27 protein-coding genes are annotated in these 23874 nt (G+C 65.6%); 22 read left to right on the top strand and 5 right to left on the bottom strand.

The genetic code is table 11. The features are described from left to right. Positions 1 to 97 precede the first annotated feature (97 nt). Genes RQX22_RS15890 through RQX22_RS15865 form a run of 6 tightly spaced genes read left to right on the top strand, consistent with a single transcriptional unit; the run spans position 98 to position 5751 of the window. On the top strand, positions 98 to 1351 hold the full coding sequence (locus RQX22_RS15890) for a tyrosine-type recombinase/integrase (protein ID WP_315727618.1): 1254 nt from the start codon (positions 98 to 100) through the stop codon (positions 1349 to 1351). Then, complete coding sequence (locus RQX22_RS15885; protein ID WP_315727616.1) at positions 1348 to 1770, top strand: nuclease; 423 nt, start codon at positions 1348 to 1350, stop codon at positions 1768 to 1770. Before RQX22_RS15890 ends, RQX22_RS15885 begins: the two co-directional genes overlap by 4 nt. Positions 1771 to 1818: 48 nt before the next feature. Next, entirely contained in the window at positions 1819 to 3126 is a 1308-nt protein-coding gene (locus tag RQX22_RS15880; protein WP_315727614.1) for a PDDEXK nuclease domain-containing protein, read from the top strand. Beyond that, positions 3123 to 4082, top strand: a complete 960-nt coding sequence (locus tag RQX22_RS15875) for a hypothetical protein (RefSeq protein WP_315727612.1) — start codon at positions 3123 to 3125, stop codon at positions 4080 to 4082. The genes RQX22_RS15880 and RQX22_RS15875 overlap by 4 nt, the downstream gene beginning before the upstream one ends. After that, positions 4079 to 4795, top strand: coding sequence for a hypothetical protein (locus RQX22_RS15870; RefSeq protein WP_315727610.1), 717 nt, complete (start codon positions 4079 to 4081; stop codon positions 4793 to 4795). Before RQX22_RS15875 ends, RQX22_RS15870 begins: the two co-directional genes overlap by 4 nt. Then, a complete protein-coding gene (locus RQX22_RS15865) occupies positions 4792 to 5751 on the top strand; it encodes an AbiJ-NTD4 domain-containing protein (protein ID WP_315727609.1) in 960 nt (319 codons plus the stop codon). Before RQX22_RS15870 ends, RQX22_RS15865 begins: the two co-directional genes overlap by 4 nt. Here the strand turns inward: RQX22_RS15865 and RQX22_RS15860 are convergent. Genes RQX22_RS15860 through RQX22_RS15845 form a run of 4 tightly spaced genes read right to left on the bottom strand, consistent with a single transcriptional unit; the run spans position 5726 to position 10313 of the window. Then, positions 5726 to 7180, bottom strand: coding sequence for an SAVED domain-containing protein (locus RQX22_RS15860; protein WP_315727608.1), 1455 nt, complete (start codon positions 7178 to 7180; stop codon positions 5726 to 5728). The two genes, RQX22_RS15865 and RQX22_RS15860, sit on opposite strands and share 26 nt — an antisense overlap. After that, positions 7167 to 7634 (bottom strand): Mov34/MPN/PAD-1 family protein, encoded by a 468-nt coding sequence (locus RQX22_RS15855; protein ID WP_315727606.1) that lies wholly within the window; start codon positions 7632 to 7634, stop codon positions 7167 to 7169. Before RQX22_RS15855 ends, RQX22_RS15860 begins: the two co-directional genes overlap by 14 nt. Further along, the gene (locus RQX22_RS15850) at positions 7612 to 9303 is read right to left on the bottom strand and encodes a ThiF family adenylyltransferase (RefSeq protein ID WP_315727604.1); all 1692 of its coding nucleotides are present in this window, start codon (positions 9301 to 9303) and stop codon (positions 7612 to 7614) included. The genes RQX22_RS15855 and RQX22_RS15850 overlap by 23 nt, the downstream gene beginning before the upstream one ends. Further along, positions 9300 to 10313 (bottom strand): SMODS domain-containing nucleotidyltransferase, encoded by a 1014-nt coding sequence (locus RQX22_RS15845; protein WP_315727602.1) that lies wholly within the window; start codon positions 10311 to 10313, stop codon positions 9300 to 9302. Before RQX22_RS15845 ends, RQX22_RS15850 begins: the two co-directional genes overlap by 4 nt. Before the next feature lie 262 nt (positions 10314 to 10575). Here RQX22_RS15845 and RQX22_RS15840 point away from each other — a divergent pair, with 262 nt between their 5' ends. The 9 genes from RQX22_RS15840 (at position 10576) to RQX22_RS15800 (ending at position 19784) form a co-directional block, all read left to right on the top strand. Further along, positions 10576 to 11772 (top strand): DUF932 domain-containing protein, encoded by a 1197-nt coding sequence (locus tag RQX22_RS15840; RefSeq protein WP_315727600.1) that lies wholly within the window; start codon positions 10576 to 10578, stop codon positions 11770 to 11772. Positions 11773 to 11799: 27 nt separating this feature from the next. Continuing rightward, the gene (locus RQX22_RS15835; RefSeq protein ID WP_315727598.1) at positions 11800 to 12261 is read left to right on the top strand and encodes a hypothetical protein; all 462 of its coding nucleotides are present in this window, start codon (positions 11800 to 11802) and stop codon (positions 12259 to 12261) included. 132 nt (positions 12262 to 12393) lie between these two features. Continuing rightward, positions 12394 to 14547, top strand: coding sequence for a ParB/RepB/Spo0J family partition protein (locus RQX22_RS15830; protein WP_315727596.1), 2154 nt, complete (start codon positions 12394 to 12396; stop codon positions 14545 to 14547). Positions 14548 to 14619: 72 nt separating this feature from the next. Continuing rightward, on the top strand, positions 14620 to 15663 hold the full coding sequence (locus RQX22_RS15825) for a DUF7146 domain-containing protein (RefSeq protein ID WP_315727594.1): 1044 nt from the start codon (positions 14620 to 14622) through the stop codon (positions 15661 to 15663). Positions 15664 to 15984: 321 nt separating this feature from the next. Beyond that, positions 15985 to 16908, top strand: a complete 924-nt coding sequence (locus RQX22_RS15820) for a DUF2493 domain-containing protein (RefSeq protein ID WP_315727592.1) — start codon at positions 15985 to 15987, stop codon at positions 16906 to 16908. A gap of 106 nt (positions 16909 to 17014) precedes the next feature. Next, on the top strand, positions 17015 to 17263 hold the full coding sequence (locus tag RQX22_RS15815) for a DUF7662 domain-containing protein (protein ID WP_315727590.1): 249 nt from the start codon (positions 17015 to 17017) through the stop codon (positions 17261 to 17263). Between the two features lie 871 nt (positions 17264 to 18134). After that, a complete protein-coding gene (locus RQX22_RS15810; RefSeq protein ID WP_315727588.1) occupies positions 18135 to 18299 on the top strand; it encodes a hypothetical protein in 165 nt (54 codons plus the stop codon). Between the two features lie 123 nt (positions 18300 to 18422). Further along, positions 18423 to 18845, top strand: coding sequence for a hypothetical protein (locus RQX22_RS15805; protein ID WP_315727586.1), 423 nt, complete (start codon positions 18423 to 18425; stop codon positions 18843 to 18845). Between the two features lie 615 nt (positions 18846 to 19460). After that, positions 19461 to 19784: a DUF736 domain-containing protein gene (locus tag RQX22_RS15800; protein WP_315727584.1), complete on the top strand. Its 324-nt coding sequence runs from the start codon at positions 19461 to 19463 to the stop codon at positions 19782 to 19784. Between the two features lie 119 nt (positions 19785 to 19903). On the opposite strand, the gene RQX22_RS15795 is transcribed toward RQX22_RS15800, so the two are convergent. Then, positions 19904 to 20116, bottom strand: a complete 213-nt coding sequence (locus tag RQX22_RS15795) for a helix-turn-helix domain-containing protein (protein WP_315727853.1) — start codon at positions 20114 to 20116, stop codon at positions 19904 to 19906. 220 nt (positions 20117 to 20336) lie between these two features. Here RQX22_RS15795 and RQX22_RS15790 point away from each other — a divergent pair, with 220 nt between their 5' ends. From RQX22_RS15790 to RQX22_RS15765, 7 genes are all read left to right on the top strand, one after another. Further along, positions 20337 to 20615, top strand: a complete 279-nt coding sequence (locus tag RQX22_RS15790) for a DNA -binding domain-containing protein (protein ID WP_315727582.1) — start codon at positions 20337 to 20339, stop codon at positions 20613 to 20615. 137 nt (positions 20616 to 20752) lie between these two features. Next, on the top strand, positions 20753 to 21049 hold the full coding sequence (locus RQX22_RS15785) for a transcriptional regulator domain-containing protein (protein WP_315727580.1): 297 nt from the start codon (positions 20753 to 20755) through the stop codon (positions 21047 to 21049). Beyond that, a complete protein-coding gene (locus RQX22_RS19365) occupies positions 21003 to 21467 on the top strand; it encodes a DUF2285 domain-containing protein (RefSeq protein WP_410001655.1) in 465 nt (154 codons plus the stop codon). Before RQX22_RS15785 ends, RQX22_RS19365 begins: the two co-directional genes overlap by 47 nt. Positions 21468 to 21605: 138 nt before the next feature. After that, positions 21606 to 21887, top strand: a complete 282-nt coding sequence (locus tag RQX22_RS15780) for a helix-turn-helix transcriptional regulator (RefSeq protein WP_315727579.1) — start codon at positions 21606 to 21608, stop codon at positions 21885 to 21887. Continuing rightward, positions 21884 to 22363 carry a DUF2840 domain-containing protein gene (locus RQX22_RS15775; RefSeq protein WP_315727851.1) on the top strand — a complete coding sequence of 160 codons (480 nt, stop codon included), beginning with the start codon at positions 21884 to 21886 and terminating at the stop codon, positions 22361 to 22363. Before RQX22_RS15780 ends, RQX22_RS15775 begins: the two co-directional genes overlap by 4 nt. Beyond that, positions 22360 to 22887 (top strand): conjugative transfer signal peptidase TraF, encoded by a 528-nt coding sequence (traF, locus tag RQX22_RS15770; protein WP_315727577.1) that lies wholly within the window; start codon positions 22360 to 22362, stop codon positions 22885 to 22887. Before RQX22_RS15775 ends, traF begins: the two co-directional genes overlap by 4 nt. Further along, positions 22884 to 23726 carry a lytic transglycosylase domain-containing protein gene (locus tag RQX22_RS15765; protein WP_410001654.1) on the top strand — a complete coding sequence of 281 codons (843 nt, stop codon included), beginning with the start codon at positions 22884 to 22886 and terminating at the stop codon, positions 23724 to 23726. The genes traF and RQX22_RS15765 overlap by 4 nt, the downstream gene beginning before the upstream one ends. The last annotated feature ends 148 nt before the right edge of the window (positions 23727 to 23874 follow it).

Here is a 23874-nt window from a genome sequence, read left to right as displayed (position 1 = left end):
CAAGCTGGGGCAAACTGAGGGCGGTAATTGGGGGATCAGAGGACATTCCGACCTCAATTACCGACTGACTACCGCCCTCAGTTTCGGGAGACGTGGCATGGGCAGCCTCACCGACGGTGCGATCCGCCGCAGCATCAAGGAAGTCGAACTGACCGGGAAGCAGAAGTCCCTCGCCGATGGAGAGGGTCGTGGCGTCGGCCGCCTCGTCCTGGTTCTGCGGCCGATGCCGAAGCGAGTGCTATCGGAGTGGATGGCCCAGCAATGGCGGGACGGTAAACGCATCAAGGCGAAGCTCGGCGACTATCCCTCAATGTCGCTGGCGGTCGCGCGGGAGGTCTTCAAGCGCGACTATGCCGACGCGATCCAGAAGGGTCGGAGCATCAAGATCGCGACGGACACGCGCCCCGGGACCGTCGCTGACCTTTTCGAAGCGTACGTCGCTTCCTTGAAGGAGGCGGGCAAACCGTCCTGGAAAGAGACTGGGAAAGGTTTGAACAAGGTCGCTGACACTTTGGGTCGCAACCGTCTGGCCCGCGAGATCGAGCCCGAAGAGGTGACGGAGGTCCTCCGGCCGATCTTCGACCGGGGTGCTCGCGCCATGGCGGATCACGTCCGCTGCTACATCCGAGCGGCCTATAGCTGGGGCATGAAGTCGGAGTTCGATTACCGCAACGCATCCCCGCGCCGCTTCCGGCTCGTCTATAATCCAGCGGCAGGCATCCCGACGGAGCCGAAGGTCGTCGGCTCCCGTTGGCTCGACGAGGATGAGTTTGTCCGCCTCTGGCGGTGGCTCGACTGCCCCGATGCTCCTGTGCACCCTCCCTATCTCCGGGCGGTGCAGATACTTATGCTCACGGGGCAGCGCGTCGAGGAGATCGCCCGGCTGCACAAGGATCAATGGGACTCGGCCGAGCGCATCCTGGACTGGTCGAAGACCAAGAACAGCAAGCCGCACGCTGTCCCCGTGCCCTCATTGGCTGCCGAGCTCCTCGACTCCATCAAACCCAACGAGCACGGGTGGTTCTTCCCGTCGGCGAAGGACCCATCGAAGCCGGTCACGCACAGTACTCTTTACGCGTTCATGTGGCGCCATCGCGATCGAGGCGTCATCCCCGTCGTGACCAATCGCGATCTACGCCGGACGTGGAAGACGCTGTCGGGCAAGGCTGGGGTCCCGAAGGAGATCCGGGACCGTATTCAGAATCACGCCCTGCAGGACGTCAGCTCCAAGAGCTACGACCGCTGGAACTATATGCCTGAAAAGCGAGCTGGAATGGCGCGTTGGGACAGGTTCGCTCGCGCCATGCTGGCTAAAAAGCCGAGCCGCAGGCCGATGAAGCAGGCGGCGTGAGCCATCGCGGAGCGCTCATCGGCGCCGCGCTACTCGCTGGGGTTGGGCTGGCGAGCCCAGCGGCCGCCGACCCTTGCACAGCCCCGCTGCCGACGCGCGAAGGCCACACCTTCTCTGGTTTCGTGCGCTACGTTGGGGATGGAGACAGCCTCTGCATCGGCGCGTCCGCCGATCCACGAACTTGGATCGAGGTCCGGCTGGCGGACTTCGATGCCCCCGAGCTGCATGCCGCTCTAGGGGCCAGAGCGAAAGCTGCGCTCAAGGCCGTCGCCCTGCGCCGCCCGGCAATGTGCACGGCGGTGCGGGGCCGCAGCGGGCGGGTACGGGTCTATGACCGGGTGGTCGCCCTTTGCTCGATAGAAGGGCGGTCGATCGGAACATTGTTGCGACAGGCCGGAGCGCCGGAGGGCGATCGTTAGACCACGGATCGTGAAGCTTTTCTCGTTTCACCCTGCTAGGCTCGGCGGATGACCGCGCCCGTTTCCCTCCCGGACGGCGACGGCTACGCCTCTCTGCTGGCCGAGCTCAAGGAACGGATCCGAACGGCTCGGTTGAAGGCCGCCGTCGCCGTCAATCAAGAGCTCATCCTCCTCTACTGGAGCATCGGCCGAGACATTCTCGCGCGCCAGAACGCCGAGGGATGGGGCGCGCGTATCGTCGATCGCCTCGCTTCGGACCTCCGGCGCGACTTTCCGGAGATGACCGGGCTCTCACCCCGGAACCTGAAATATATGAGGGCTTTCGCCGAGGCCTTCCCCGATCAGGAAATTGTGCAACAGGTTGCTGCACGATTGCCCTGGGGTCACAACATCAAGCTGATCGAGGCGGTCAAGAGCACCGACGAGCGCCTCTGGTACGCCCGGCAGGCAGTCGAACACGGCTGGAGTCGCAATGTCTTGGCGCACCAGATCGAGAGCGGGCTCTACGGCCGCCAAGGCAAGGCGCTGACGAACTTCGCCCGCACTCTCCCGGCGCCGCAGTCGGACCTCGCGCAAGCCCTCATTAAGGACCCCTACAGCTTCGATTTCCTCTCCTTCGGCCCGGATATCTCGGAGCGCGAGCTCGAGCGTGGCCTTTTGGAGCATCTGCGTGCGCTGATCCTTGAGCTTGGCAAAGGGTTCGCGTTCGTCGGAAGCCAGTACCACCTCGAGGTCGCCGGCCAGGACTACTATCTCGACCTCCTCTTCTATCACCTCCGTCTGCGCTGCTTTGTGATCGTCGAACTCAAGATCGAGGACTTCAAGCCCGAGTTCGCGGGCAAGATGAACTTCTACCTGTCGGCGGTTGACGAACAGCTCCGCCACGAGAACGACGCGCCAAGCATCGGGATCATCCTGTGCAAGGGCAAGAACGAGGTCATCGTCGAATACGCCCTGCGAGACTCGGCCAAGCCTATGGGCATTGCCGAATACCGGCTGTCGACGGCTCTCCCTGAGCCACTCCAGGCGGAGCTGCCGACCTTGGCGGAGTTCTCTAGAGAGTTCCCGCTGATGTCGCTCGTCAGACTCCGGATCGACATCGAACGCGAACTGCGTTCGATACTTGATGATCAGATGACGGCGGAAAGGCCGCTCACCATGAGCGCGAGCCTCCGCGAATTGGCCAGCCTTGGCTTGGCGCCGCCAAGCACCCGACGCTTTCACGCTGCCTTGCGCACACTTCATCGGGCCGCTCACGGAATCGATGTGTCTGAGGAAGCCGCGGCCGAGGCGACCGAAGCGGGCACACTCTTCTTGACCGAGCTGCACACCCTTCGATCGGGAGGCCCGACTTGAGCCTCCATTCCCCACCCGAGTCCACCGGCGCCGACGCAGATGCGCGGCGTCTCGCGCTCGAAGCGATCGCCACCCTCGTCTACATCAAGAAGACCGCCGCTGATCAGGTGCTCAGGCGCGCTGGCGTGCCGGAAGATCTGATCCGACGGTTCCTGACCGAGCGCGATCCCGCGACGGGGGAGAAGCGCTCCAAGCGGGACGCCGGCGCGCTTATGCTGGAGGAGCTGGCGGCCACTGGCGCGGACCACGCGGTCATCCGAAACATCGTCGGCATCGCGGCCGACTGGTCTGCCTTCCACCTCGCCCAGAACGAATACCAGGCCCGCGCGGTCGTTCAGAAAGCGCGGGAAGTGCGCGGCGTTCTCGCGGAGGCGGACGCCCGCGAGCGGGCGGAGGCGGACGCTCGTAGCGAGGCCGCCGCTCGGCAACATCGGCGGGAGCAACGTGAGACCCTAGCACGTCAAAGCGCGCTTCTCCTGGCCCAATTCGACCAAGCCGCCTCGTCTCCTGACCACCAACAGCGCGGCTATCTGCTCGAAGATCTTCTGAACCGAACCTTCGACCTGCATGGCATCCCGGTGCTTCGCGCATTTCGCCGTAACGGCGGCGCAGAACAAATCGACGCAGCGTTCGAGCTCGACGGCTGGCACTATCTCGTCGAGTGCAGATGGCGAGCACGCCTGGCGGACATTCGTCAGCTCGACGGGCTCGCCGGCCAAGTCGCGCGCTCGGGACGGCAGACCATGGGCCTGTTTCTCTCTATCGAGGGCTGGTCGGAGAACGTCGTGCCGCTCCTGAAGCAGAACCCAGCTAAGGCGATCTTGCTCATGGAAGGCTTTGATCTGCGGTCCGTCCTCGATCAGCGCGTCGACCTTAGAGAACTGCTCAAGGCCAAGATCTCGGCTCTCAACCTTGAGGCCGAACCGTATCTGTCCGTGGCGAAGTTGCTGACGTGACCCACGGTGTTAGCGAAGGCGGCGGCCCCGTTTCGGGCGCAGCCGATCTGGCCACTCGCCTTGCGCGGCTCGACGCGTTCGAGGCGGAGCTCGTGCGGAAAGCCGCGCCGCTGCTCGGGTCGGTTGGCGATCTTAGTCATGCTGACTTCTTCGTCGTGGGCGCCACCCGGCGCACGCTCGCCCAGGCGCGCGGCTTCAAGCAGCTGATTGAGGCGCGAAACTTCCCATGCGCGGCCGCGATCCTGCGATTGCAGATCGACACGGCAATGCGCATCAACGCCCTCTTCCTGGTGGAGGACATGGGCGCTGCGTGCCGCTCGGTTCTCGATGGCGCACGCTTCAACACGCTTCGTGACCGCGACGGCATCAAGCTGGCCGACGCTCACCTCCGCGCCAGGCTTGCCGAGGAACACCCCTGGATCAGCCCAGTCTACGAACGGGCTTCAGACTTCGTGCACTTGTCCGGGCGTCACTTCTATACGTCGATCGCCAAGACCGACGACACCTCGAGGATCGCCACATTCACCATTAGCGGCGAGGATCCTCCGCGGCCCGAAGAGGCCTATTTCGAGGTAGTCGATGCCTTCCTGCGAGCGTCCACCTTGGTCGGGACGATGATCCTGGCCTATCTTAGCATCCGGACGGGCGTTCATCGTAGCGAAGAAGCAATAGGCGAAGCCTCGGAGGCAACCGGAGGGCAGCCGCCGGCATGATCCACGACCTGTTCCTCCGCCGCTATCCGAACCAGATCTACTGGGGCGATCGACCGACGCCCGCAATGCAACGCTTGTTCATCCAGGTCGCGCACATCGTCTTCACCGATGTCGCTCCAGCGATGAGGCTCGACCAAGGCTTCTTCAAAGCGGTCCACGACGCGCTCGCTCGCGAGCTCGGCCAAGGTCGTCTATTCGACGCGCCGACCTATGACGCAGTCTGCGGCGAGTTCCTGACCGAGACCTACGATCTCTGGAAGGACCGGCACGGCACCGCCGACACGTTCCTGAAGGCGCGCCTCAGTCTTATCGAGCTCCTGTTCCGGGGGATCCAGGATCGTGTGTCGAAGCGCCCGTCGGCTTCGGCTCAATCCGGAGGAGTGCCCCTGCTCTCCCGGTCGCCAAGTCCCGCTCCCGAGTCCAACGAGAACGAAGCTGCAGTGGCGGAGGCGGTTCGTGAGCTCAACAACCGCTTCCGTCAGGCCGCAATGGGCCTGCATTACCATAATGGGCTGATCCAGTTCGCTCAGGATGAACTCACCGATGAGCGCACCGCCGAACCCTGCTGGACGATCCTGCGCGATCCCAAGTGGGCCAATGTCGATCGCGAGCTGAAGGAAGCGATCGATCGCGCGGACGGCGCGCGGGCGGACGCGGCCTTCCATGCCGCCAAGGCGCTGGAGAGCACGATCAAGATAATCAGCGACGATCAGCGGTGGACGACCGGCAGGGAGCGTGGTGCGGCCAACTACATCGACAACCTGGTCAGCCAGAAGAACGGCCGGTTCATGGAGACATGGGAAGGCGAGATGCTGAGGGCCTTCTTCGTCCATGTCCGCAATCCGCACGGGCATGGCGCGGGAAGCCAACCTCCGCCCACGCTCACGGATCATCAGACGGCCTGGGCCATCGAGACCGCGATGAGCTGGATCAAGAGCCTAATTCGCCGGCTCTGACGGGTTCGAGCCGTGCCGTGGGAACGTACCGCCGCTCACCGCTTAGGAACTCGTGCAGCTGTGTCGGCGGCATGGCGTTCCATCGATGGCCTAGCGCCACCGCGAATGCAGCGGGTCCGGCCATGAACAGCCTGATTTCCTTCGGCCGCAGCCGGGCGACTACCGCGTCGACCGCCCGCTTGACGGCGGATGCGCTCGCCTGAGCCGCGCGACCCGACACGACCGGCTCCGGCAGATAGGCGCTCAACACGCAATCGGCGGCCACCCCTGCGGTTTCGAGCAGATCGGCGGCCGGGTCGCGGAGTACGCCGATGCTGACCACGAGATAGTCGCCGTCGAGCGCGGCGGGCTCGGTGATGCGCCAGGGGAGAGCCGAGTCTTCGGACCCCGGCCGATCATCAGTCAGCCAGGGTCCGTCGCGGGTCGGGATTTCGAGCTCGTACCCGCTGGCGGCCCGCAGCGACCAGCCAACCACCATGGCGGTGGACAGGCGGTATGAGCCTCCGAGAGCCACCCGCGAAACCCCGCCCGCGCGCAACCAGCGAGCAGTCCGATCAAGCGGCCCAATCAGGTCTTCGGCCCATCGCTCTGACGCTGGGAACGATGCCGCCCCTCCGGAGAACAAGCTCGCATCGATTTCGAGCGCCGTCTCGTCGGCCTCATTGCGGTCGGAGCGGATGTGCAAGGGGAAGCTTGCCGGAAGAGGCAGCGGTTGGCCGAGCCCCCCTTCCGCCGTCCGCCGGAGTTCCGCCCGAGAAATCGGCGTTCCGACGCTGCGGCCGGCAAGCGCGCTGAGCCCCTCGAAGGCGTCCCTCGACCGTCGCGGGCTGACCTCCAGTGCCGGAAATGCCCGCTCAAGTTCAAGCCCGAAAGCCTGGACGGCGCTGTCGCGGTCCGGGAGATTGCGCTCGCTGATCTCGACCGACTCCGACACGAAGGGTCCGAGCGGCTCGCCATAGGTGTCAACCAGACGAGCTCTCAAAGTGGCGTCGCTTGCGGCTGCAACGTCGGCGAAAGGCGCGTAGAACGGCCGTGCGCGCCGGACGCGCGCGGGGTCCCGCCCGAGCCAGCTCACCGTGGGCGGCAGCCGCGGCGTGACAAGCGTCTGCACCCGCGCCGCCCGAGGATAGGCCGCCTCGAAGTTTTGAAAGGACTCGAGGACCTCGCGCACGCCAGCCGGGGCCAAGTCGCCGCCCTTAGCTTGGAAACGCTCCAACAACCGGCCTCGCGGCGACTGAGGCGCGAAGAACCGCGCCTCCAGGTCCTCCAAGCCCTCGAAGATCAGCTCCTCAAACGCAGGGTTGGCGAGCCAGCGAGGCAATCGGACCAGCCCGTCCCAAAGCTGGTAATTGAAGCCGTCCTGGGCGATCACGCCGCCCATGCCTTTGGCATCCGTCAAGGCAGGCGGCTTCGGATCAGCGCTCAACATCGATCTCCAACTTAATGCCGCGCTCTGCCCCTTGGGGATCAAACAGCCAAGCGCCTCCGCTGAGGGCGTCCCCGTCCAGTCGAACGATGACCAAGACGGCGAACAGACCCTTGAACTCAGGGTCCCTCACCAGCGACCGCATCGTTCCAATGTCCGGCCCACTCGGATGGACCGCGAAGCTGGGGTGGCTGTGCCACTCCCCAATGTAGTTATACTGCGTGTAGCGATGCTCCGTCCGGTCAAAGAACCGGACCGCCTCGCGGGCAGCCTGCACGAGATCAACGACAAAGCGCGCGACGGTTCCGGGCCGTGCCTGAACGGCGAGCTCGGTCACGAGAAAATGCGAGGGCGCAAGCTGCTCGCCAAAGAGCTGCCCGCCAATCTCTCGCTTTCCGGCGCGCTTCAGCGCGGCGACCAGCTTCGGCGTCTGATCAGCTGCCAGCCTTACCAGCACCGAGATACTCTTTGACGAGATCCATCACGAACGCCTTCGCCTCGGGATCCTCCGGAGTGGGGCCTGCCGCCGCCCGCTCTCCGACGCTCAGCCTGATCGTGTGTCCGTGACCATCGAAGAGCCACCCTTGCCGGTACCCCAACAACAGCCACGCCGAGCTGATTGGCGGCGGGTTCCCGTCCAGAATGTCGAGGACGACCCGGGCCGCGTGCCCCGCAGTCATCGTCACGGCCGCATCGTCGGCCACCAGCGGCGACCCATCCTCGGCCAAGGCCTCGTAGCGACGGGGCCCGGGCTCCGGCGGCTTGACGCCCTGCTCATCACACCAGCCCAGGAACGCCGCACGGCCGAGAGTAAACGGTGGGTCGCGCCCGGGAAGGCAGGCCGCGATCAATCCTCCGATCCCGCCCTCGAACACCTCGACGGAGATGAACGCTCGGTGGTTCGCATCGGCCACGGCGCCGAGGAACAGGGCCGTCGCGGGATCCCCGGTCGCGTCCACGATCACATCGCAGCCGGCCACCGACGCGATCTGCCACGCGTGCGTGCGGGCGGAGCGCTGCCAATTGAGGTTGACGTCCACCACCTCCACCTCGGCTCCAGGCGCGATGCCGAGCAGCCGGCGCTTCAGGCCATGCACCTTGCGAAAGCCCACGTCCCGCCACTCCAGAACGTGCCGCTCCAGATTTCCCGGCAGCAGCACGTCGCCGTCGACAAGGTTGAAGCGCGACACTCCCGAGCGCACGAGGCTTTCGGCGATTTTGGATCCAACGGACCCGGCGCCGACGATGGCCACCCGTTTTGCTTCCGCTTCAGGAGCTCGCCCGGATCGCGCACCTGATTGCTCAGGCAGCACGAATACGCTGCGACGGTGCGCGGCGCCGTCCGCTAGGAGGTGAGAGGCAACCAGCTCGTCCTCGCCCGCGAACAATAACAAGCCGGCGGAAGAGGCTTCAACCGCTCCGGCGACCTCGGGAGCGAAGCCGCCGGCTTCGACGAGAGCTGCCCGATCGGCTGATCCCGTCGGCCCGGTGCGGGACGACACGAATACGGTCACTTCGAACCGCCAGCTGTTCAGATCAGGACCGGGCGGGCGTAGCGGGCCTGAGCGATCCTCGGCGTCATGGACTAGGATCGGCCAAACATCGTCGGCCGCCATCCAACGAAGCGCTCTCAGGTCAGCGGCTTCCCCGCGTCGGATCCGGTCCCGGCAGCCGGCGCCGATCAGAACCGGGTTTGCGCCCCAACCATAAGCCTGAAGCTCGCCGATATGGTGAGCGGACGGAGCGCGTTCACTGCCCTCGCCGAGCGGGTTTTCGATGATCAGGAGATTGTGGGCGCTGCGGAGCACATCGGCGCCCGTCGCCGTGACGACCCAATTATCCGGCCGGAGCTCAAGGCAAAGGGTGCCGGCTCCGTACTGATGTGTCGTCCAGCGCGTCTCGTCTTGTGGCTCGACCCAGGCCGGAACATCCGGAAACTGGTCAGGGTAGACGAGGCGAACCGGGTAGGCCTGTCCGTGGGCCGAAATCACGCCCTCCGCGCAGAGCTTTCCCTCGTGAAACCGCCAACGGTCGAGCTGAAACCAACCTTCGGCTTGGGCCAGCGTCTCGACCGCTGCCTGCTCAGATCCCAGCCGAACGGTGTCGGTCAGCCACCAGAACTTCAAGCGAAGCCGCGCGGCTTGTTGGGCGGCGCCGCCATCGCGTCCGGAAAGGTGTATCCCCCCGCTGGCGCAGCTGCTGCGGCGAAGCCGCCATAGGTGGCCGCCTTCGCTACGTTCGCCGTCGGCTTGAACCGATCGCCGAACACGCGCCGCCACTGGCGCGTCGCCTCCTCCATGTCCTCGGCGTCCTGAGCCCGCCGCGCAATGTCGGCGTAGACACGAACCTTCTCGATGAAGTCCTTCCATTGCGCGACGGTCACCTTCGCAAGGATGTCGTTCGACGGAACAGCCGGATCAGCAATGAACGGCTTTTGGTTGATCGAGGCGAGATAGCCGTACGCCGAATGGATGTTGGCCAGGAGCTGAGCGAAAGCTTCGCCGTAATGCGTCTCGGCCGTAGGCCCGTGCAGGCCGACCAGCACCTCGAGTATGAAGCCCTTCGGGCGCCTACCGCTTGGATTGATCCGGCGCCACCACTTGAATAGCTTCACCAGGGGCTTGAAACGGCACCCGAACCGCTCGTTCTGCTGGGAGCTCCAGTCCGTATGCACGGGCGGGTTGGTGAACTTCCAGGTGCCGGAGTCTCGGTCAGCGATCTGATAGCCGTTCCAGGTCTCGATGACCGGCACGATATCCATATCCGCTTGCCAGTTTTCCACCCTCACGGAGCGCTTGTTGATGCGCTCGACGTCGTACCCCTCGCCTCCGTCCTCCAAGGCGCGGCAGACCTCCTTCAGGACCGTGTCGGGATGGTCACTTGTCGTGTAGTTGGTCACGACGATGATGTCGACGTCAGGCCTTTCCTGCCCGCTTACCGATGTCCGCGGCCGGATCGAAGTGTCGCGCGCATAGCTTCCCGAGAGGAAGCTCCTCACATAGCGGTCCTTGAACTTGGCCTGCGTTCGCAAGTGATTGCGAATTCCGGTATGGCCGCCGGACGCGTTCGTCTTCGTCGTCGAGCTCGGCTCGATGTCCTGCAGCAACTCGAAAAAGCGGGCGTTCGGAACCGGCATTTAGGCCCCCAATGTTCTTCGTTCGTTTCTATATTGGAGCGGGGGCGCTTCGCTGCAACCCTTGTTGGTCGTGGTTCACAAAACGAACAATAATCCCCTCGGAGGGGAAAGCCTTCCCCCTATTCGAGCCTGCGTGTCAGCGAACCCCTTCTGCGAAGCCGCGCCCCGCAACGCCCTGCGAGAGTGAGAGGCTGGCGGCTGTCGCCGTGACGGGTTGAGGGTCGAGAGAGAGGCTCCCGGCCGCCCGTCGCGGAGACGAGCTATGACCAATTTGGAGGTTCTGGACGCCCGCCGTGATCCCAGCGGCGGCTACAACGTGGATGTCAGTCGCGGGCAGCGGATTGGGCGGGTGTCATCGGAGTGGTTCTCCCGGCCGGCCGACGAGCGTTACCTGTCCCTGTCGGAGCTGTTCGAGTCGGTGAAGCGCCGCGCGGAGCGCAGCCGGACCCGCACGGTTGAGAGCGCTGCGGTGCGGGTCGAGGCAAGCCGCGACAATGCGGAGGCGCTGGCGCTCGTGCTGCCCGGCTCGGGCGAGCCGATCGCGCCAACGCATTGGAGCTTCGGCCAGCTTGCCGGCTTGGTCGGCGCGCCTGCCGCTTACCTGCGTCAGCTTCCGGCCGCTCTGGCCGGGATCAACCTGCAGTACGGCCTCACCTCGCACAGGGCCGAGCAGGTCAAGACTCTCGAGACGGACGAGGGCCGGATCGAACTTCGCGCCGTCACAGGCCCCGACTATGGCCGCATCTACGATCACGAGCTGGTCGCGGCCGTGCAGCGCATCGCCGGCAACGGCATCGGCGATACACGCTGGAAAGTGCCTGGCGTGCTCGACTGGTCAACCGGCATCTACAATCCGCGGGTAGACGTCACCAAGGATACGACCACACTCTACGCGAGCGATCGCGACGTGTTCCTGTTCCTGGTTGACGACCTGAACCCGATCGAGGCCGGACGGCTCCCCAACGGTTCACCGGACCTCTACTTCCGCGGCTTCTACTGCTGGAACTCGGAGGTGGGCGCCAAGACGCTCGGCATGGCAAGCTTCTATCTCCGCGCCGTCTGTCAGAACCGCAATCTGTGGGGCGTCGAGGATTTCGAGGAGATCAGTATCCGACACTCGAAATATGCCGCCTCCCGCTTCGCGCACGAGGCTGCGCCGGCGCTGACCCGCTTCGCCGACTCCTCTTCGATGCCGTTCGTGAACGGGATCAAGGCGGCGCGCGCGCAGATCGTCGCGCGCACCGACGAAGAACGGGCCGACTTCCTGCGCAAGCGCGGGTTCGGCAAGGCCGAGACCGCCAAGATCATCGAGACGGTGCTCGCCGAGGAGGGCCGCAAGCCCGAGAGCGTCTTCGACTTCGTCCAGGGCATCACCGCGTTCGCGCGCGACAAGACGCACCAGGATGCGCGGCTCGATCTCGAAGGCCGCGCCAAGAAGCTGCTCGATCGGGCGGCGTGACGCCACTTCAGATGCAAGGAGGACGACATGGCAGACCGCGTATCTGCGTCCATCACCCTCGGCGGGATAATCAGTCCCACCCTCTTCGCTGAACTGGCGGAGCTCGTTGCCGCCGAAGGCCTCTCGATCGAGTGGGACGGCGAACCTTTCGAGCCGGCGCACCGAATTCCCGGCGAGCCGCTCCGGCTCTACGCGCATGAAGTGCCGTGGGGCCGGTTCGATCGACTCGAGAACTGGTGCGTGGCGAATGGAATAGCGTTCGCCCGCTGGGCTGGGGGCTATCCCGGTGAGTGGACGGCCGAACGCGTCGTGTTCGCCGGGACAGGCGCACCGCACTCGTTCACGGCGGATGAGGACGACCGGATCTACATCGACCGCAGCACGGTCGAACATCTCGGATCGGTCGAGGCAATCCTCGCGCACTTCGACGCAGCCGACGCGACTGTGCCGCCACTCATCCTCGAAGGCGAGCCTTTTCAGGACCCGTAGAGCCGGCACTGCGCCCCTCCGCCTCCAAGATTCGCGGCGTCGCCCTTCCAGAGTGAGAGGGCGGCGCTGCGCTTCGTGACGGGTTGGAGGTCGAGAGAGAGGCTCCCGGCCGCCCGTCATGGAGTGAAGACCATGGCCACAACGGCTAAGCAGAAGATCATCCTCGCGCCGTCGCGCGACATTCCCTTCAACAAGCTCGTCCTGTCCCAGGCGAACGTCCGGCGCGTGAAGGCCGGCGTCTCGATCGAGGAGCTCGCCGAGGACATCGCCCGGCGCGGTCTCCTGCAGGGCCTCAGCGTCCGAGCGATCACCGGTGAGGACGGCGCCGAGACCGGCATGTTCGAGATCCCGGCCGGCGGTCGCCGGTTCCGGGCGCTGGAACTGCTGGTGAAGCAGAAGCGGCTCGCCAAGACCGCGCCCGTGCCCTGCGTAGTGCGTAATGCGGGAATTCCGGAGGAGGACTCGCTGGCCGAGAACGTCCAGCGCGCGCCGCTCCACCCCCTCGACCAGTTCCGCGCCTTTCAGGCGCTGCGCGAGAAGGGCGAGTCCGAGGAGGAGATCGCTGCCGCCTTCTTCGTGCCGGTATCGGTCGTGAAGCAGCGGCTGAAGCTCGCCTCCGTGAGCCCGCGACTGCTCGACGTCTACGCCGAGGACGGCATGACGCTCGATCAGCTAATAGCGTTCACCGTTTCGGACGATCACGAGCGCCAGGAGCAGGTGTTCGAGCGCCTGAGCCAGTCCTACGACAAGCAGCCCTACGTCATCCGGAGGATGCTAACGGAGAATGCCGTCCGCGCCTCGGACAAGCGGGCGCAGTTCGTCGGCGTGGATGCTTATGTGGAAGCAGGCGGCGCCGTCATGCGTGACCTGTTCCAGTCCGACGACGGCGGCTGCCTGCAGGACATGGCCTTGCTTGACCTCATGGTCACCGAGAAGCTGCGTGAAGCGGCTATGGCCGTGCAGGCTGAGGGCTGGAAGTGGATCGATGTCGCGACCTCGTTCCCCTACGGGCATACGTTCGGGCTGCGCCAGCTCCGTGGCGACCAGGTCCCGCTCACGGAGGAAGAGGAAGCCGCGCGCGCGGCGCTCCAAGCCGAGCTCGACAAGCTCGAGGAGGAATATGCCGACGCTCCCGAGCTTCCCGAGGAGATCGACGCTCGGCTGGGCGAGATCGAGACCGCTTTGGAGGCGTTCGACGATCGTCCGGTGCGCTTCGAGCCCGAGGAGGTCGCCCGCGCCGGCGCGTTCGTCAGTATCGACTCCGACGGCGGGCTTCGCATCGAGCGCGGTTTCGTGCGGCCCGAGGACGAGTTGCCCATCGAACCGGATGTGGATGACTCCGACAACAGCGACGAGGCGCAAGTCATCGCGGCCGCCGCGAACTACGGCGACTCCGCGGCTGGTGAAGATGACATGGAGCCTGTGCCCGAGCGGGAGGAGGACGAGGGCCTGAAGCCCTTGTCCGATCGGCTGGTGGCGGAACTGACCGCGCATCGGACGGTGGCGCTGCGCTTCGCGCTCGGCGAGAACCCGGAGGTGGCGTTCCTGGCGGCGCTGCACGCGGTCGCGCTTCGTACCTTCTACCACTACCCGCTCGACACCTGCCTGGAGCTGGAGCCGAAGAGCGCCTACCTGTCGTCGCAAGCGCCGGGGCTTGCCGACACGCCCTCGGCTCGCCTCCTCGATGGCCGGCACCAGGCGTTCGCGGCCGCCTTGCCGAAGGAGCCGGAGGAGCTGTGGGATGCGCTCGTCGGCTTCGACAGCGAAAGCCGTCAGGCGCTGTTCGCGCACTGCGTCGCGCGCACCGTCAACGCGGTAATCGACCCCTACAATCGGCGCCCGCGCGCCATCGCGCACGCGGACCGGCTTGCCCAGGCGGTCGATCTCGACATGGCGGCTGCGGGGTGGACCCCCACGGTGGACGGCTACCTCGGCCGAGTGACGAAGGCCCGTATCCTCCAGGCCGTCAGCGAGGCGAAGGGTCAGCGGTCGGCGGACCGCATCGAACACCTGAAGAAGGGCGAGATGGCCACCGAGGCGGAGATCCTGCTCTCGGGCAGCGGTTGGGTCCCCGAGCCGCTCCGCACGCCGGGGCGGCCGATCGCGTCCAGTTCGGGCTCGCCCGAGCCGAACCAGCCGCCGCTCGAAACTGCGGCGGAGGCTTCCGAACCCGCCGTCGAAGGAACGGCGGGAGACGGCGGCGAAACGGCCATGGCGGAAGCTGAGCCGATCGCCGAGGATGAAGAGGCCGCGGAGCAAGCCCCCGAAGCTCTCGCGGCCGAGTAGAGGCTCAGCCCCCTGGTCTCTGCTGAGGGCCCGCCGGCGCAACGGCGGGCCCTCTTTGTTCGGAGCACGCTTATGACTCAAGCCTCAGATTTGGCGCACCGCCTCGCGCGTGAGGCCGAAGCGGTATGCCGTTACTATCTCTTCAACGGCCGCCGCGAGGGGCGCTACTGGCTCGTTGGCGATGTCGAGAACACGCCGGGTCGGTCCTTGTTCGTCCGGCTGACCGGCCCCGAGTCCGGCAAGGGCGCGGCGGGCAGATGGACTGACGCTGCCACCGGCGAACATGGCGATCTCCTCGACCTCATCGCCGCCAACCGCAAGCTCGACAGCCTCAGCGACACTCTCGATGAGGCCCGCGCCTTCCTTCGAATGCCTCGGCCCGAGCCATCGCCGCACAAGCCGATGGAGCCGGCGCCGCAGGGGTCGCCCGAGGCGGCACGACGGCTCTGGGCTATCTCGCAGCCGATCCCCGGCACGCTCGCTGAGACCTATCTCAGGAGCCGAGGCATCACCGACCTCAAGAACTGCGGTTCGCTCCGCTTCCACCCGCGCTGCTGGTATCGCGGCGATCCTGATGATCCACTTGACCGGGCGCGCGACGCATGGCCAGCACTGATTGCTTCCGTTCGTGACGACCAGGGCACGCTCACCGGCGTCCACCGTACTTGGCTCGACTGCTCCGGCACCGACAAAGCTCCAGTCTCGACATCGCGGCGAGCAATGGGTCACCTGCTTGGGCACGGCGTCCGGTTCGGCATCGCCGATGACGTGCTCGCGGCCGGTGAAGGCATCGAGACGATGCTGTCGCTCCGGCAGGTCATGCCCCGCTTACCGGCGATAGCCGCACTCTCAGCCAATCACCTTGCCGCCCTGGAACTGCCACCGACGCTTCGCCGGCTCTACCTTGCTCGCGATGGTGATCCCGCTGGCCATACCGCGGTGGAGGCGCTGGCCCAGAAAGCGAAAGAGGCCGGAATCGAGGCGCTGACGCTCGACGCTGTGCTCGGCGACCTCAACGAGGATCTCCGCAAGCTCGGGCGCAATGCTCTCGCAGCGGGAGTTCGGGTGCAACTCGCCCCGGAGGACGTATGCCGCTTTATGCCGCTGGCGGCGTGAGGCCGAAACTGAGACGGGACCGGCAGGTTCGCGTGAGCACCGCCGTGGCAGGTCGGGTCCGGCGAGAGAGCCGCGCCTTCGGCCTTCCGAGAGGGGCGATCGGACCGGAGCCGGGCCGGGCCGGCAACGGCTTTGGGCAGCTTTTTTCCGCCGCCTCCTTTCGTCGGCTTTGCAGCGCGAAGCAAAATAGCCGCCCGCCGCCGTCCTCCGCTAACGCTCCGGCCGCGGCGCTCAGCGCCGCGGTGCCGGCCCCGTCCGCCCCCGCTCTTCGTCGCCCAGGAAGGCCGCGAGAGGCGCGGCTCGAACCGGAGGCGACCCGCCATGACGAACGACGACGAAACCGAAGGCCAATCCCCAACCGCCGCCATCATCCACGAGCTCCAGCTCTACGGCTATCGCCCCTTCCAGGACCAGCCCGATCCGAGGCCTCTGCCGGAGGATCACCAAGTCACCGGCGCGCTCGCGGACATCTTCGACGCGCTCAGCTTCATGCTCCAGGACACGCGTCTGGAACCCGATCTCGAAGACCTGCTCTGGGGCCAAGTGAATCTGTTCCACCGAGCCGCCGAGCGGATCGAACGCGAGCTCGACGATAATGAGCAGGCGCAGAAGCGGCTGCAGCGCGAGCAGGACGGCTCGGAGATACGCTCGGTCGAGCTCGAAACGGCGATTGCCGAGGGCAAGACGCTTCTGGAGCGACGCGACGCCTTCGAGCTGATGCGCGACACCGCCGCCGAACTCTACGAACGGCAAGCCCGCTCAGCCTGGAGGCCACGCTCGGGCTCGATGGTGAGCCGCAAGACGCTAACCGCGGCAATGATCGACAGCCGCGACTTCCTCGCCGCCCGCAAGCGGGCAGAGACCGAGGTGATGCTGCCCGCCGGAGCCAAGGTGGCGTTCACTGGAGGATCCGACTTCAACGATCACCGGGCGATCTGGACCGCGCTCGACCGTGTGCACGCGAAGCACCAGGACATGGTGCTCCTTCACGGCGGATCCCCAAGAGGCGCCGAGCGCATCGCCGCCTGCTGGGCCGACAATCGCAAGGTGACGCAAATCACCTTCAGGCCCGACTGGAACCGGCACGCCAAGGCGGCTCCGTTCAAGCGTAACGATCAGCTCCTCGAGATCCTTCCGATCGGGGTGATCGTGTTCCCCGGCACCGGCATCCAGGACAACCTCGCCGACAAGGCGAAGAAGCTCGGCATCCCGCTGTTCGACTTCCGGAAGCAGGGTGGCGCGTGAGCGCCATCCTCTCTCCCTTCGCGCAGCGGAACGAAGTGCTTGCCGGAGCGGGCGTCCTTCTCGCAATCTGCCCTTCATTATCCACTGGCGTTCAGGAGTCGCCGGCATGGCCAAGTACGATCCGCTTCGTGCCTACTTGCGTCGAAAGGGCAATGCTGAATTGGTCTTGAGCTTCTCGGACATTGAACGCGTGATCGGCGCCATGCTGCCAAAGAGCGCGTCACTCCCGCAATGGTGGGCCAATGAAACGGAGCCGGATTCCCGACACGTTCAGTGTCACGCGTGGCGCGGCGCTGGCTACGAGGCTTCCTTGATGCCGGACCGCGACAGAGTTCGGTTCAGCCGGAGAACATGACCGCCCTAAGTTTTCGCCTTCTCGGCCGGCCTCCTGCCTCAAAAGCTGTGCCACCCACACGCGCTAAGAGGGAGAGGAGGGCGGGCTGTCGGCGTGACGAGGCTGGGGTCGAGAGAGAGGCTCCCAGCCGCTTCGTCTCGGAGCTCCCCTTGGGGAACGCCTAGCCAACCCTCGCCACGGGCTGAGGGCGGCCGCCGGAATTAGTAAAAAGCGGCCGCAGGGACTGCTCAAAGGGATATGCAAGCACTCCCCACTATCCGCCGCGATCGAGCCCGGCCAACACGCCTAGCTGAGGTGCCTCACTGAACAGTCGGCCATCACCCCATCCGGAGGGGCGGCGACGCTTCACAGGAGATCGGCAACAATGGTGCAACGGCCGGAACGGATCGCCGCCCGGTTTCCCGCCGCCCCCAACCCCTGGTGAGGGACGTACATAAACGGAGGCTCTCGCCTCTTCCGGGTCCGCTGTACGCCTACAGCCGACAAGCGCGGAGCAATACCTCGAGTCAGGACGGTTCCCACTCAGGGGCTGATTCCTGGTCCTGCGTGCGAAAAAGCCGGCCTTCGCTTCCCAATGCGCCGCCAGCCGAAGCACATCGCGCGCGCGTTTTATCCGGCTTGCACTGCCAATCTCATACCCAGTTGCTCTGCTTCAATTTCATGGCCCCGAGGAGCCGTCACCTCCCTGCTCTCTAGGCACGGTCCTTGGTCCCAGCACCGGGCCTGACGCCATCAACCCGCAAGGGGTCCGCTAAGCAGAGCTTGCGGCCGCTGAAGGCTCCGTCTCACGCGGTGATTGCGGCCCCGCGCCGGACACTTCGGGCGCCTGTCGAGCGGGGATGGTCCCCGCTCCCGAACAGGAGCCAAGACAATGCCGCTCAACACCGCGCAATCCTTCGCCTGGAACCTCGCCACCACCCTGATGGTCGCAGTCATTCTGTTCCAGACCGCCGAAGGTTACGGCGTCCTGCCGGCCTCGGAATACGACGGCGATCCCGAGCAGATCATCACCGATTATGACCCGTTCGGGCTCTGAACGCTCACCACTTCTCGCGGCGGCGCGGATCCATTTCGGATTCAGCCGCCGGCCGGCCTGTGCTATGCACCGGATGCGCTGCGGTGGAGGTGGAAGCGCGTCCGATCATCACTGGAGGACGCTATGGCGATCGTCACCCTCTTCGGCTTCTTCGCTTTCATGTGCTGGGCCGTCTTCAATCTGACCGTATATGCGGTGCCAGCCTTCGTCGGCTTCTCCGCCGGCTTGTTCGCTTATCAGACGGGCGCCGGCATCGTCGGCGCGGTCCTTGTCGGCCTTGCCGCCGCGGCCGTGACGCTGGGAGCCTCCCAGCGCCTTTTCGCAATCGCCCGCTCCCGGCGCGCCCGCCTTCTGCTGGCCCTCGCGTTCGCAACTCCGGCCGCATTCGCAGGCTATCATGCTGGCCTCGGCATCGCCGGCACGAGCATCGACAGTGCGGTGTGGCGGCAGCTTGTCGCGCTCTTGGGATCCGCGCTTGTGGGCGCAACGGCCGCCTCTCGCCTCGCTGGCGGCACCGGCCTCGGCTCGTCCTCAGCCCGCGCGTAGACCAACCCGCCCGGAAGGTCCGGGCGGCGACTGGTCCGACATCGGTTGGAGTCGCCACAGGTGGGTGCGCCACAAATGCCTGCGACCGCCCTGCCCTCATTTGTCGATCGATGACTTCGAATCAGGAGCCGCGTGGATCGAGCGCTCCCGACGATTCCGCACCCAGTCTCGAGCTCCCGGCGCGCCCTGAGTCTCTCGCCGGCTCGTCATACTAAAGGGGACGGTGCCCCTCGCGGCGGTCATTGGAAGATCGGCACCCGCCTGTTTGTACTTCGCAGCCTGTCTTTCTGCGCATCGAAGCTCGGGCTTCTGGTGAAAGCGCGGGCGGTGCGCCAGGTCCTTCCTCAGGCGCTGTCCGCTCCGGCCCAGCACGGCCTCTCTTGGCTTGATCTAACCGGGGTCGGCAGAGCCTCGATCGCCTAAGCCGCAACGGCAGGCCACAACTTTCTTCCCCTGGCGGCGAAGCCGCCATTCCTCGCGAGGCAAGAAAGCCCTGTCCTGCCGTCCTTCGCTACGCTGCGGGCCTACGGCTGCGGCGTCGATCGCCCCCGGCCTGACGATCGCCATCGAGACCGCGATGGGCGCGGAGCTCGAAACAGCGAAAGGAAGACTGAAATGGCGACCATCGGCACCTTCAAAAAGTCCGGCAACGAGTTCACCGGCGAGATCGTCACCCTCTCCGTCCAAGCCAAGAACGTCCGCATCGTCCCCGAAGGCAACCGAGCCAACGAGAACGCTCCCTCCCATCGGGTTTTCGTCGGCCGCGCGGAAATCGGGGCCGCCTGGGAGAAGCGCTCGAACGAGGGCCGCGACTATCTCGGGCTGAAGCTCGACGAGCCCAGCTTCACCTCCCCCATCTACGCGAACCTTTTCGAGGACGAGGACGGCAAGAGCCACAGCCTCATCTGGTCGCGTCCCAACGGCCGCCGCGGCGATTGAGCCAAACCGACGCCCCGCCCGGAACCTCCGGGCGGGGCGCTCGCCTGTTCAGCGGGATTGTCAGAGATTGATCTGCGGAGGCAGCTTCGTTCGACAAGCACCGGCTTGAACCGCCGCGGCTAAATAGGCCGTTTCAGCAGGTCCGCCGCTTCAACTCCCAACTCACGCGCCAGCTGATCGACAACATCGATCCCAGCTGCATATTGGCAGCGCTCGAGCGAGCTGATGTAGGTTCGATCGATGTCGGCGCGGTGGGCCAGTTCCTCCTGGCTCAGGCCCGCAGCCTTGCGGTAGCGCTTCAGGTTGCTCGCCAGAACCTCTCTTATGTCCATGGCCACGATGGGCCACGCTTGTCGAGTATTCCACCACGGAGTATTCTCTACAGCGCCATCGAGGAGTCACCCAAAGCATGTGCCGCACCGCCCCAGCGCAGCATCGTTTCAGCGCGGCTCGAGACCTTCGTTCTTGCGCTTCGGCTGCGGCTGCGGCAGTTCTGCGCGCCATTAACACCATTTTGGACCGAGTGTCGGCCGTAACAGGGAGGCCGTCTGCATGAGTCGTGTTGCTCCGGCTCCGACCGTTGCTGAAACAGCTCCGACTTCACCGGTGCTGACAGGGTACGATGAGGCGCACGCGATAACTTATCTCCGGTTGCTCGATGCCGAAGAGGCAGGCGCGGACTGGAAAGAGGTCGCCCGAAATGTTCTCCGCCTCGATCCTTGTCGTGACGAGCATGGAGCCCGCCGCACCTATGAGTCGCACTTGGCTCGCGCCAGGTGGATGACGACAAGCGGATATCGCCACCTCTTGCGCGGCGGGCCGCCACACTGATCTTGGGCCGAAGCTAAGCTTTGCCTTTGCGGCAATTACTGTTGCCGACATCTCCACTAGCAACGGGCGCGATCCTGTTGAATCCTAAGGTAAACGCTCGATCACTTTGACCGAGCTCGCTGATGAGGGTGCCGATCATGCGTGGTCCAGATTGGCGACGGGAGGCTGATTACGAGCCGCTGAAGGCGCTCGACACGCCCGAGCTTGCCGGTGAGTTCCTCCGCCGCAATCCCGATTATCAGCTCGATCATGAGCGCCTCTCTCGGCTGGCCGCTGCCGGGCATCTCACCTCTGCTGAGTTGGAGGCATTCGCGGCTAGATGGGGGGTGCGATTTCGGGCCGTAGCCCGGCCCTTTCGAATGGACGCCGCAAAGCTTGCCCAGCGTCGTGGCTGTTGCTTCTGTCCCTTCAGCCATCGCGGGAACCGAACCTAGACTTGACGCGGCGCGGGTTGATCCCGCTGCCGGCATTCGTGTCGAGCCGATCGGACATGGGCACTGCGACTCTGTCATATTGCCGCTCGACGCATTCTTTCCTCTTCGCCTCGCCTCCGCACAGCGCCTCTGGCGCGTTCTCAACGGTCGCCCACCCGGTCCCGACCCGCAGCGCCTGACACGGCAGCGCCGCCGACGGCTCTTACTAGCCCTGCGGGGGCTCGACGCACGCCTTGCCGGCGCCAGCTACCGAGAAATAGCCGAAGCTCTCTTTGGGCCGGTGCCCCTGACTGGCGATGCTGACTGGAACAGCCACGACCTACGTGACCGAACCATCCGGCTTGCGCGGCTTGGGGTTAAGCTGATGCGCGGGGACTACCGTCGCCTGCTCCTCTATCCTTACCGGCGAAAACGCTGAATCACCGCATCGTCCGGCCTGGCGATGTCGTGGGGTCGTGACATCGCCATAGGGCTAGCCGCCTTCCCTTCGCCAACGTGCCTCCTGACCAGCCGTCCGCATTCCGCGGGCGCCGCGACAATCCGGAGGCGCTATCCCGTGACCACTCAGCCGCAACTGCCGCCGCGCTACCTGCGCACGCCCGAAGCCGCTCGCTTCTTGGGTCTGTCTGGCCGCACATTGGAAAAGCATCGGACCTACGGCACCGGCCCCAAATATTCGAAGATCGGCGGCCGGGTCGTCTACCGGCTTGAAGACCTGCAGGCATGGGTTGCGCGTGGCGACCGCAGCTCGACGAGCGACGATACGGGTAACGTGGTGCTGCCGGCGAAGCGCCACAGCGCCGTCTCGCCGGCTTATGCCGGCAAGATCGTGCGCTGATCGGCCGCGCCGTGACCGAACTCACTCACGTCGAACTGACGCATGTCGAGGGCGTCGTCGAGCGGTGGATCCGCTTCGGTCTTCACGCGGCCGAGCGGATCATCGACCGTCGCTCGCGCGAGCTGTCCTTCCCGCCCGGTGCGGTTTTCGCCTTCGTCCGCTGGCGCGCCGGCGAGCACGGCACAGCCGAATCCCGCATCGATATCTTGCGCGCTGTTAGCCCGGGCGAGCCCTTCTCGACTGTCCCGTTCGTGACGCCGGGAGGTGAGAGCCTGCTGCGCTTGTCCGGCTGGCCGAAGGTCGCCCGAGTGCTGGAGGCAATTGATGCGGTCGAGCGGCTCGGTCTCGATCCAGCCGACGCCGCGCCTGACCATTGGCGACACGTCCACAACCAACTCGCCACCGGCCGCGAGCCACGGGCCTACGCGCCCGAGCGGCATCGCGCGTGGCTCTTAAGAAAGCGAGTCTCCCCATGACCAAGCATTCTTCGCTGTCCAAGTGCGCGCTTTTCGCCGGCTCGATGACCTGCGCTGCCGTCGCGGTCAGCCTCGTCGCTCAGATGCCGACGCGGCTCATCTGGAACGTCTCGGCGAGCGTGCCGACGGGGCTTTACGCCCTCTCCTCTTCCGAACAGCTACGGCGCGGAGATCTTGTCGCCATAGCGCCCCCTGAGCCGCTCGCGAGCTGGCTAGTCCAGCGCGGCTACATCGGTCACAACGCACCGCTCCTCAAGCGCGTCGAAGCGCTGCCGGGCGCGCGGGTCTGCCGCAGCGGCGCGCGCGTCAGCGTGAACGATGTCACGCGTGCAATGGCACGCGAACGCGACCGTGTCGGTCGGCCGCTGCCGCAATGGAGCGGCTGCCGCATCGTCGCGAAAGACGAGCTCTTCCTGCTCAACGCCAACCGATGGGCCTCGCTCGACGGCCGCTATTTCGGGCCGCTGCCGCAGCGATCGGTGCTAGGGCGGGCGACGCCGGTCTGGACGCGCGAGGAGAAGTGAACGTGCGCCACACCTGCCTCCGCGTCGGCACTGATCGAGGCTTCGCGCTGCGGCCGCTCCGCCGTCCGTCGTTCTTCGACGGGACAGTAGCATGCACTATCGCGGCATCGCTCGCTTTCGCATCGCCCGCCGCTGGCCAAGCGCTCGGCTCGCGCTTGGCGTCGGTGCCGGGCGCATTCTCGGCTACCGATCCCTACGCCACGTACATCGAAGAAGCATCACGCCGTTTCGGCATTCCGCAAGCATGGATCCGGGCTGTCATGCGCGTCGAGAGCGCCGGCAATCCGTCCGCCACCTCGCGTGCCGGAGCAATGGGGCTGATGCAGGTGATGCCCGGCACCTTCGCCGAGCTTCGCGCCCGCTATGGTCTCGGTGCTAACCCTTATAGTCCGCGCGACAGCATTTTGGCGGGCACGGCATACCTGCGCGAGATGCACGACCGTTACGGCTCGGCGGGTTTTCTCGCCGCCTACAATGCTGGACCTGGCCGGTGGGAAGATCACGTCTATCGCAGACGCCCGCTGCCCGCCGAGACTGTCGTCTACATGGCGCGCCTTGCGCCGCTCGTCGGCGGCTCGGCTGCGCCAAATGCCGCCGCGATTGCGCGTGCTGATCTACATGGCGTCACCCGAGCCACGGCCACGAGTTGGACGCAATCCGCGCTCTTCGTGCGCATGGGCGAAAGCAAGGCGGCTGCACGCCCTGATGCCGCTGACATGCAATCAAGCAGCGGCGCGGTCGCAGCTACCGTAGACGCCAGTGCCTCTACTTCTCCGCGCCCAGGCTGGGTCGCTTCGTCACCCACGCACTCCATTCTCGCCGTCACGCGCCCCCAATGAGAAGTTTCGCGACCACGGTGGCTCTAGCGTACTCCGCCATAGGTTCGGCGGAGTTGCGAGGGTCTGCCTATGAAATCAATAGAGGAGGGCAGGATACAAGCCGCAAGGTGCGGCCGGTCGGTTGGGCGAGAAAGGTGAGCAAATACAG

The organism is Sphingosinicella rhizophila (assembly GCF_032378825.1).
Taxonomy (GTDB): Bacteria; Pseudomonadota; Alphaproteobacteria; order Sphingomonadales; family Sphingomonadaceae; genus Allosphingosinicella; species Allosphingosinicella rhizophila.
Note: the sequence above shows the minus strand (reverse complement) of the source record. Positions and strands in the feature narration are given on the sequence as shown.

Bases quoted from the DNA above. Each gene is read 5' to 3' on its own strand.
- RQX22_RS15890 (WP_315727618.1), top strand. From the start codon at position 98: ATGGGCAGCCTCACCGACGGTGCGATCCGCCGCAGCATCAAGGAAGTC.
- RQX22_RS15880 (WP_315727614.1), top strand. From the start codon at position 1,819: ATGACCGCGCCCGTTTCCCTCCCGGACGGCGACGGCTACGCCTCTCTG.
- RQX22_RS15865 (WP_315727609.1), top strand. From the start codon at position 4,792: ATGATCCACGACCTGTTCCTCCGCCGCTATCCGAACCAGATCTACTGG.
- RQX22_RS15860 (WP_315727608.1), bottom strand. From the start codon at position 7,180: ATGTTGAGCGCTGATCCGAAGCCGCCTGCCTTGACGGATGCCAAAGGC.
- RQX22_RS15845 (WP_315727602.1), bottom strand. From the start codon at position 10,313: ATGCCGGTTCCGAACGCCCGCTTTTTCGAGTTGCTGCAGGACATCGAG.
- RQX22_RS15840 (WP_315727600.1), top strand. From the start codon at position 10,576: ATGACCAATTTGGAGGTTCTGGACGCCCGCCGTGATCCCAGCGGCGGC.
- RQX22_RS15835 (WP_315727598.1), top strand. From the start codon at position 11,800: ATGGCAGACCGCGTATCTGCGTCCATCACCCTCGGCGGGATAATCAGT.
- RQX22_RS15830 (WP_315727596.1), top strand. From the start codon at position 12,394: ATGGCCACAACGGCTAAGCAGAAGATCATCCTCGCGCCGTCGCGCGAC.
- RQX22_RS15825 (WP_315727594.1), top strand. From the start codon at position 14,620: ATGACTCAAGCCTCAGATTTGGCGCACCGCCTCGCGCGTGAGGCCGAA.
- RQX22_RS15820 (WP_315727592.1), top strand. From the start codon at position 15,985: ATGACGAACGACGACGAAACCGAAGGCCAATCCCCAACCGCCGCCATC.
- RQX22_RS15815 (WP_315727590.1), top strand. From the start codon at position 17,015: ATGGCCAAGTACGATCCGCTTCGTGCCTACTTGCGTCGAAAGGGCAAT.
- RQX22_RS15810 (WP_315727588.1), top strand. From the start codon at position 18,135: ATGCCGCTCAACACCGCGCAATCCTTCGCCTGGAACCTCGCCACCACC.
- RQX22_RS15805 (WP_315727586.1), top strand. From the start codon at position 18,423: ATGGCGATCGTCACCCTCTTCGGCTTCTTCGCTTTCATGTGCTGGGCC.
- RQX22_RS15800 (WP_315727584.1), top strand. From the start codon at position 19,461: ATGGCGACCATCGGCACCTTCAAAAAGTCCGGCAACGAGTTCACCGGC.
- RQX22_RS15795 (WP_315727853.1), bottom strand. From the start codon at position 20,116: ATGGACATAAGAGAGGTTCTGGCGAGCAACCTGAAGCGCTACCGCAAG.
- RQX22_RS15790 (WP_315727582.1), top strand. From the start codon at position 20,337: ATGAGTCGTGTTGCTCCGGCTCCGACCGTTGCTGAAACAGCTCCGACT.
- RQX22_RS15785 (WP_315727580.1), top strand. From the start codon at position 20,753: ATGCGTGGTCCAGATTGGCGACGGGAGGCTGATTACGAGCCGCTGAAG.
- traF (WP_315727577.1), top strand. From the start codon at position 22,360: ATGACCAAGCATTCTTCGCTGTCCAAGTGCGCGCTTTTCGCCGGCTCG.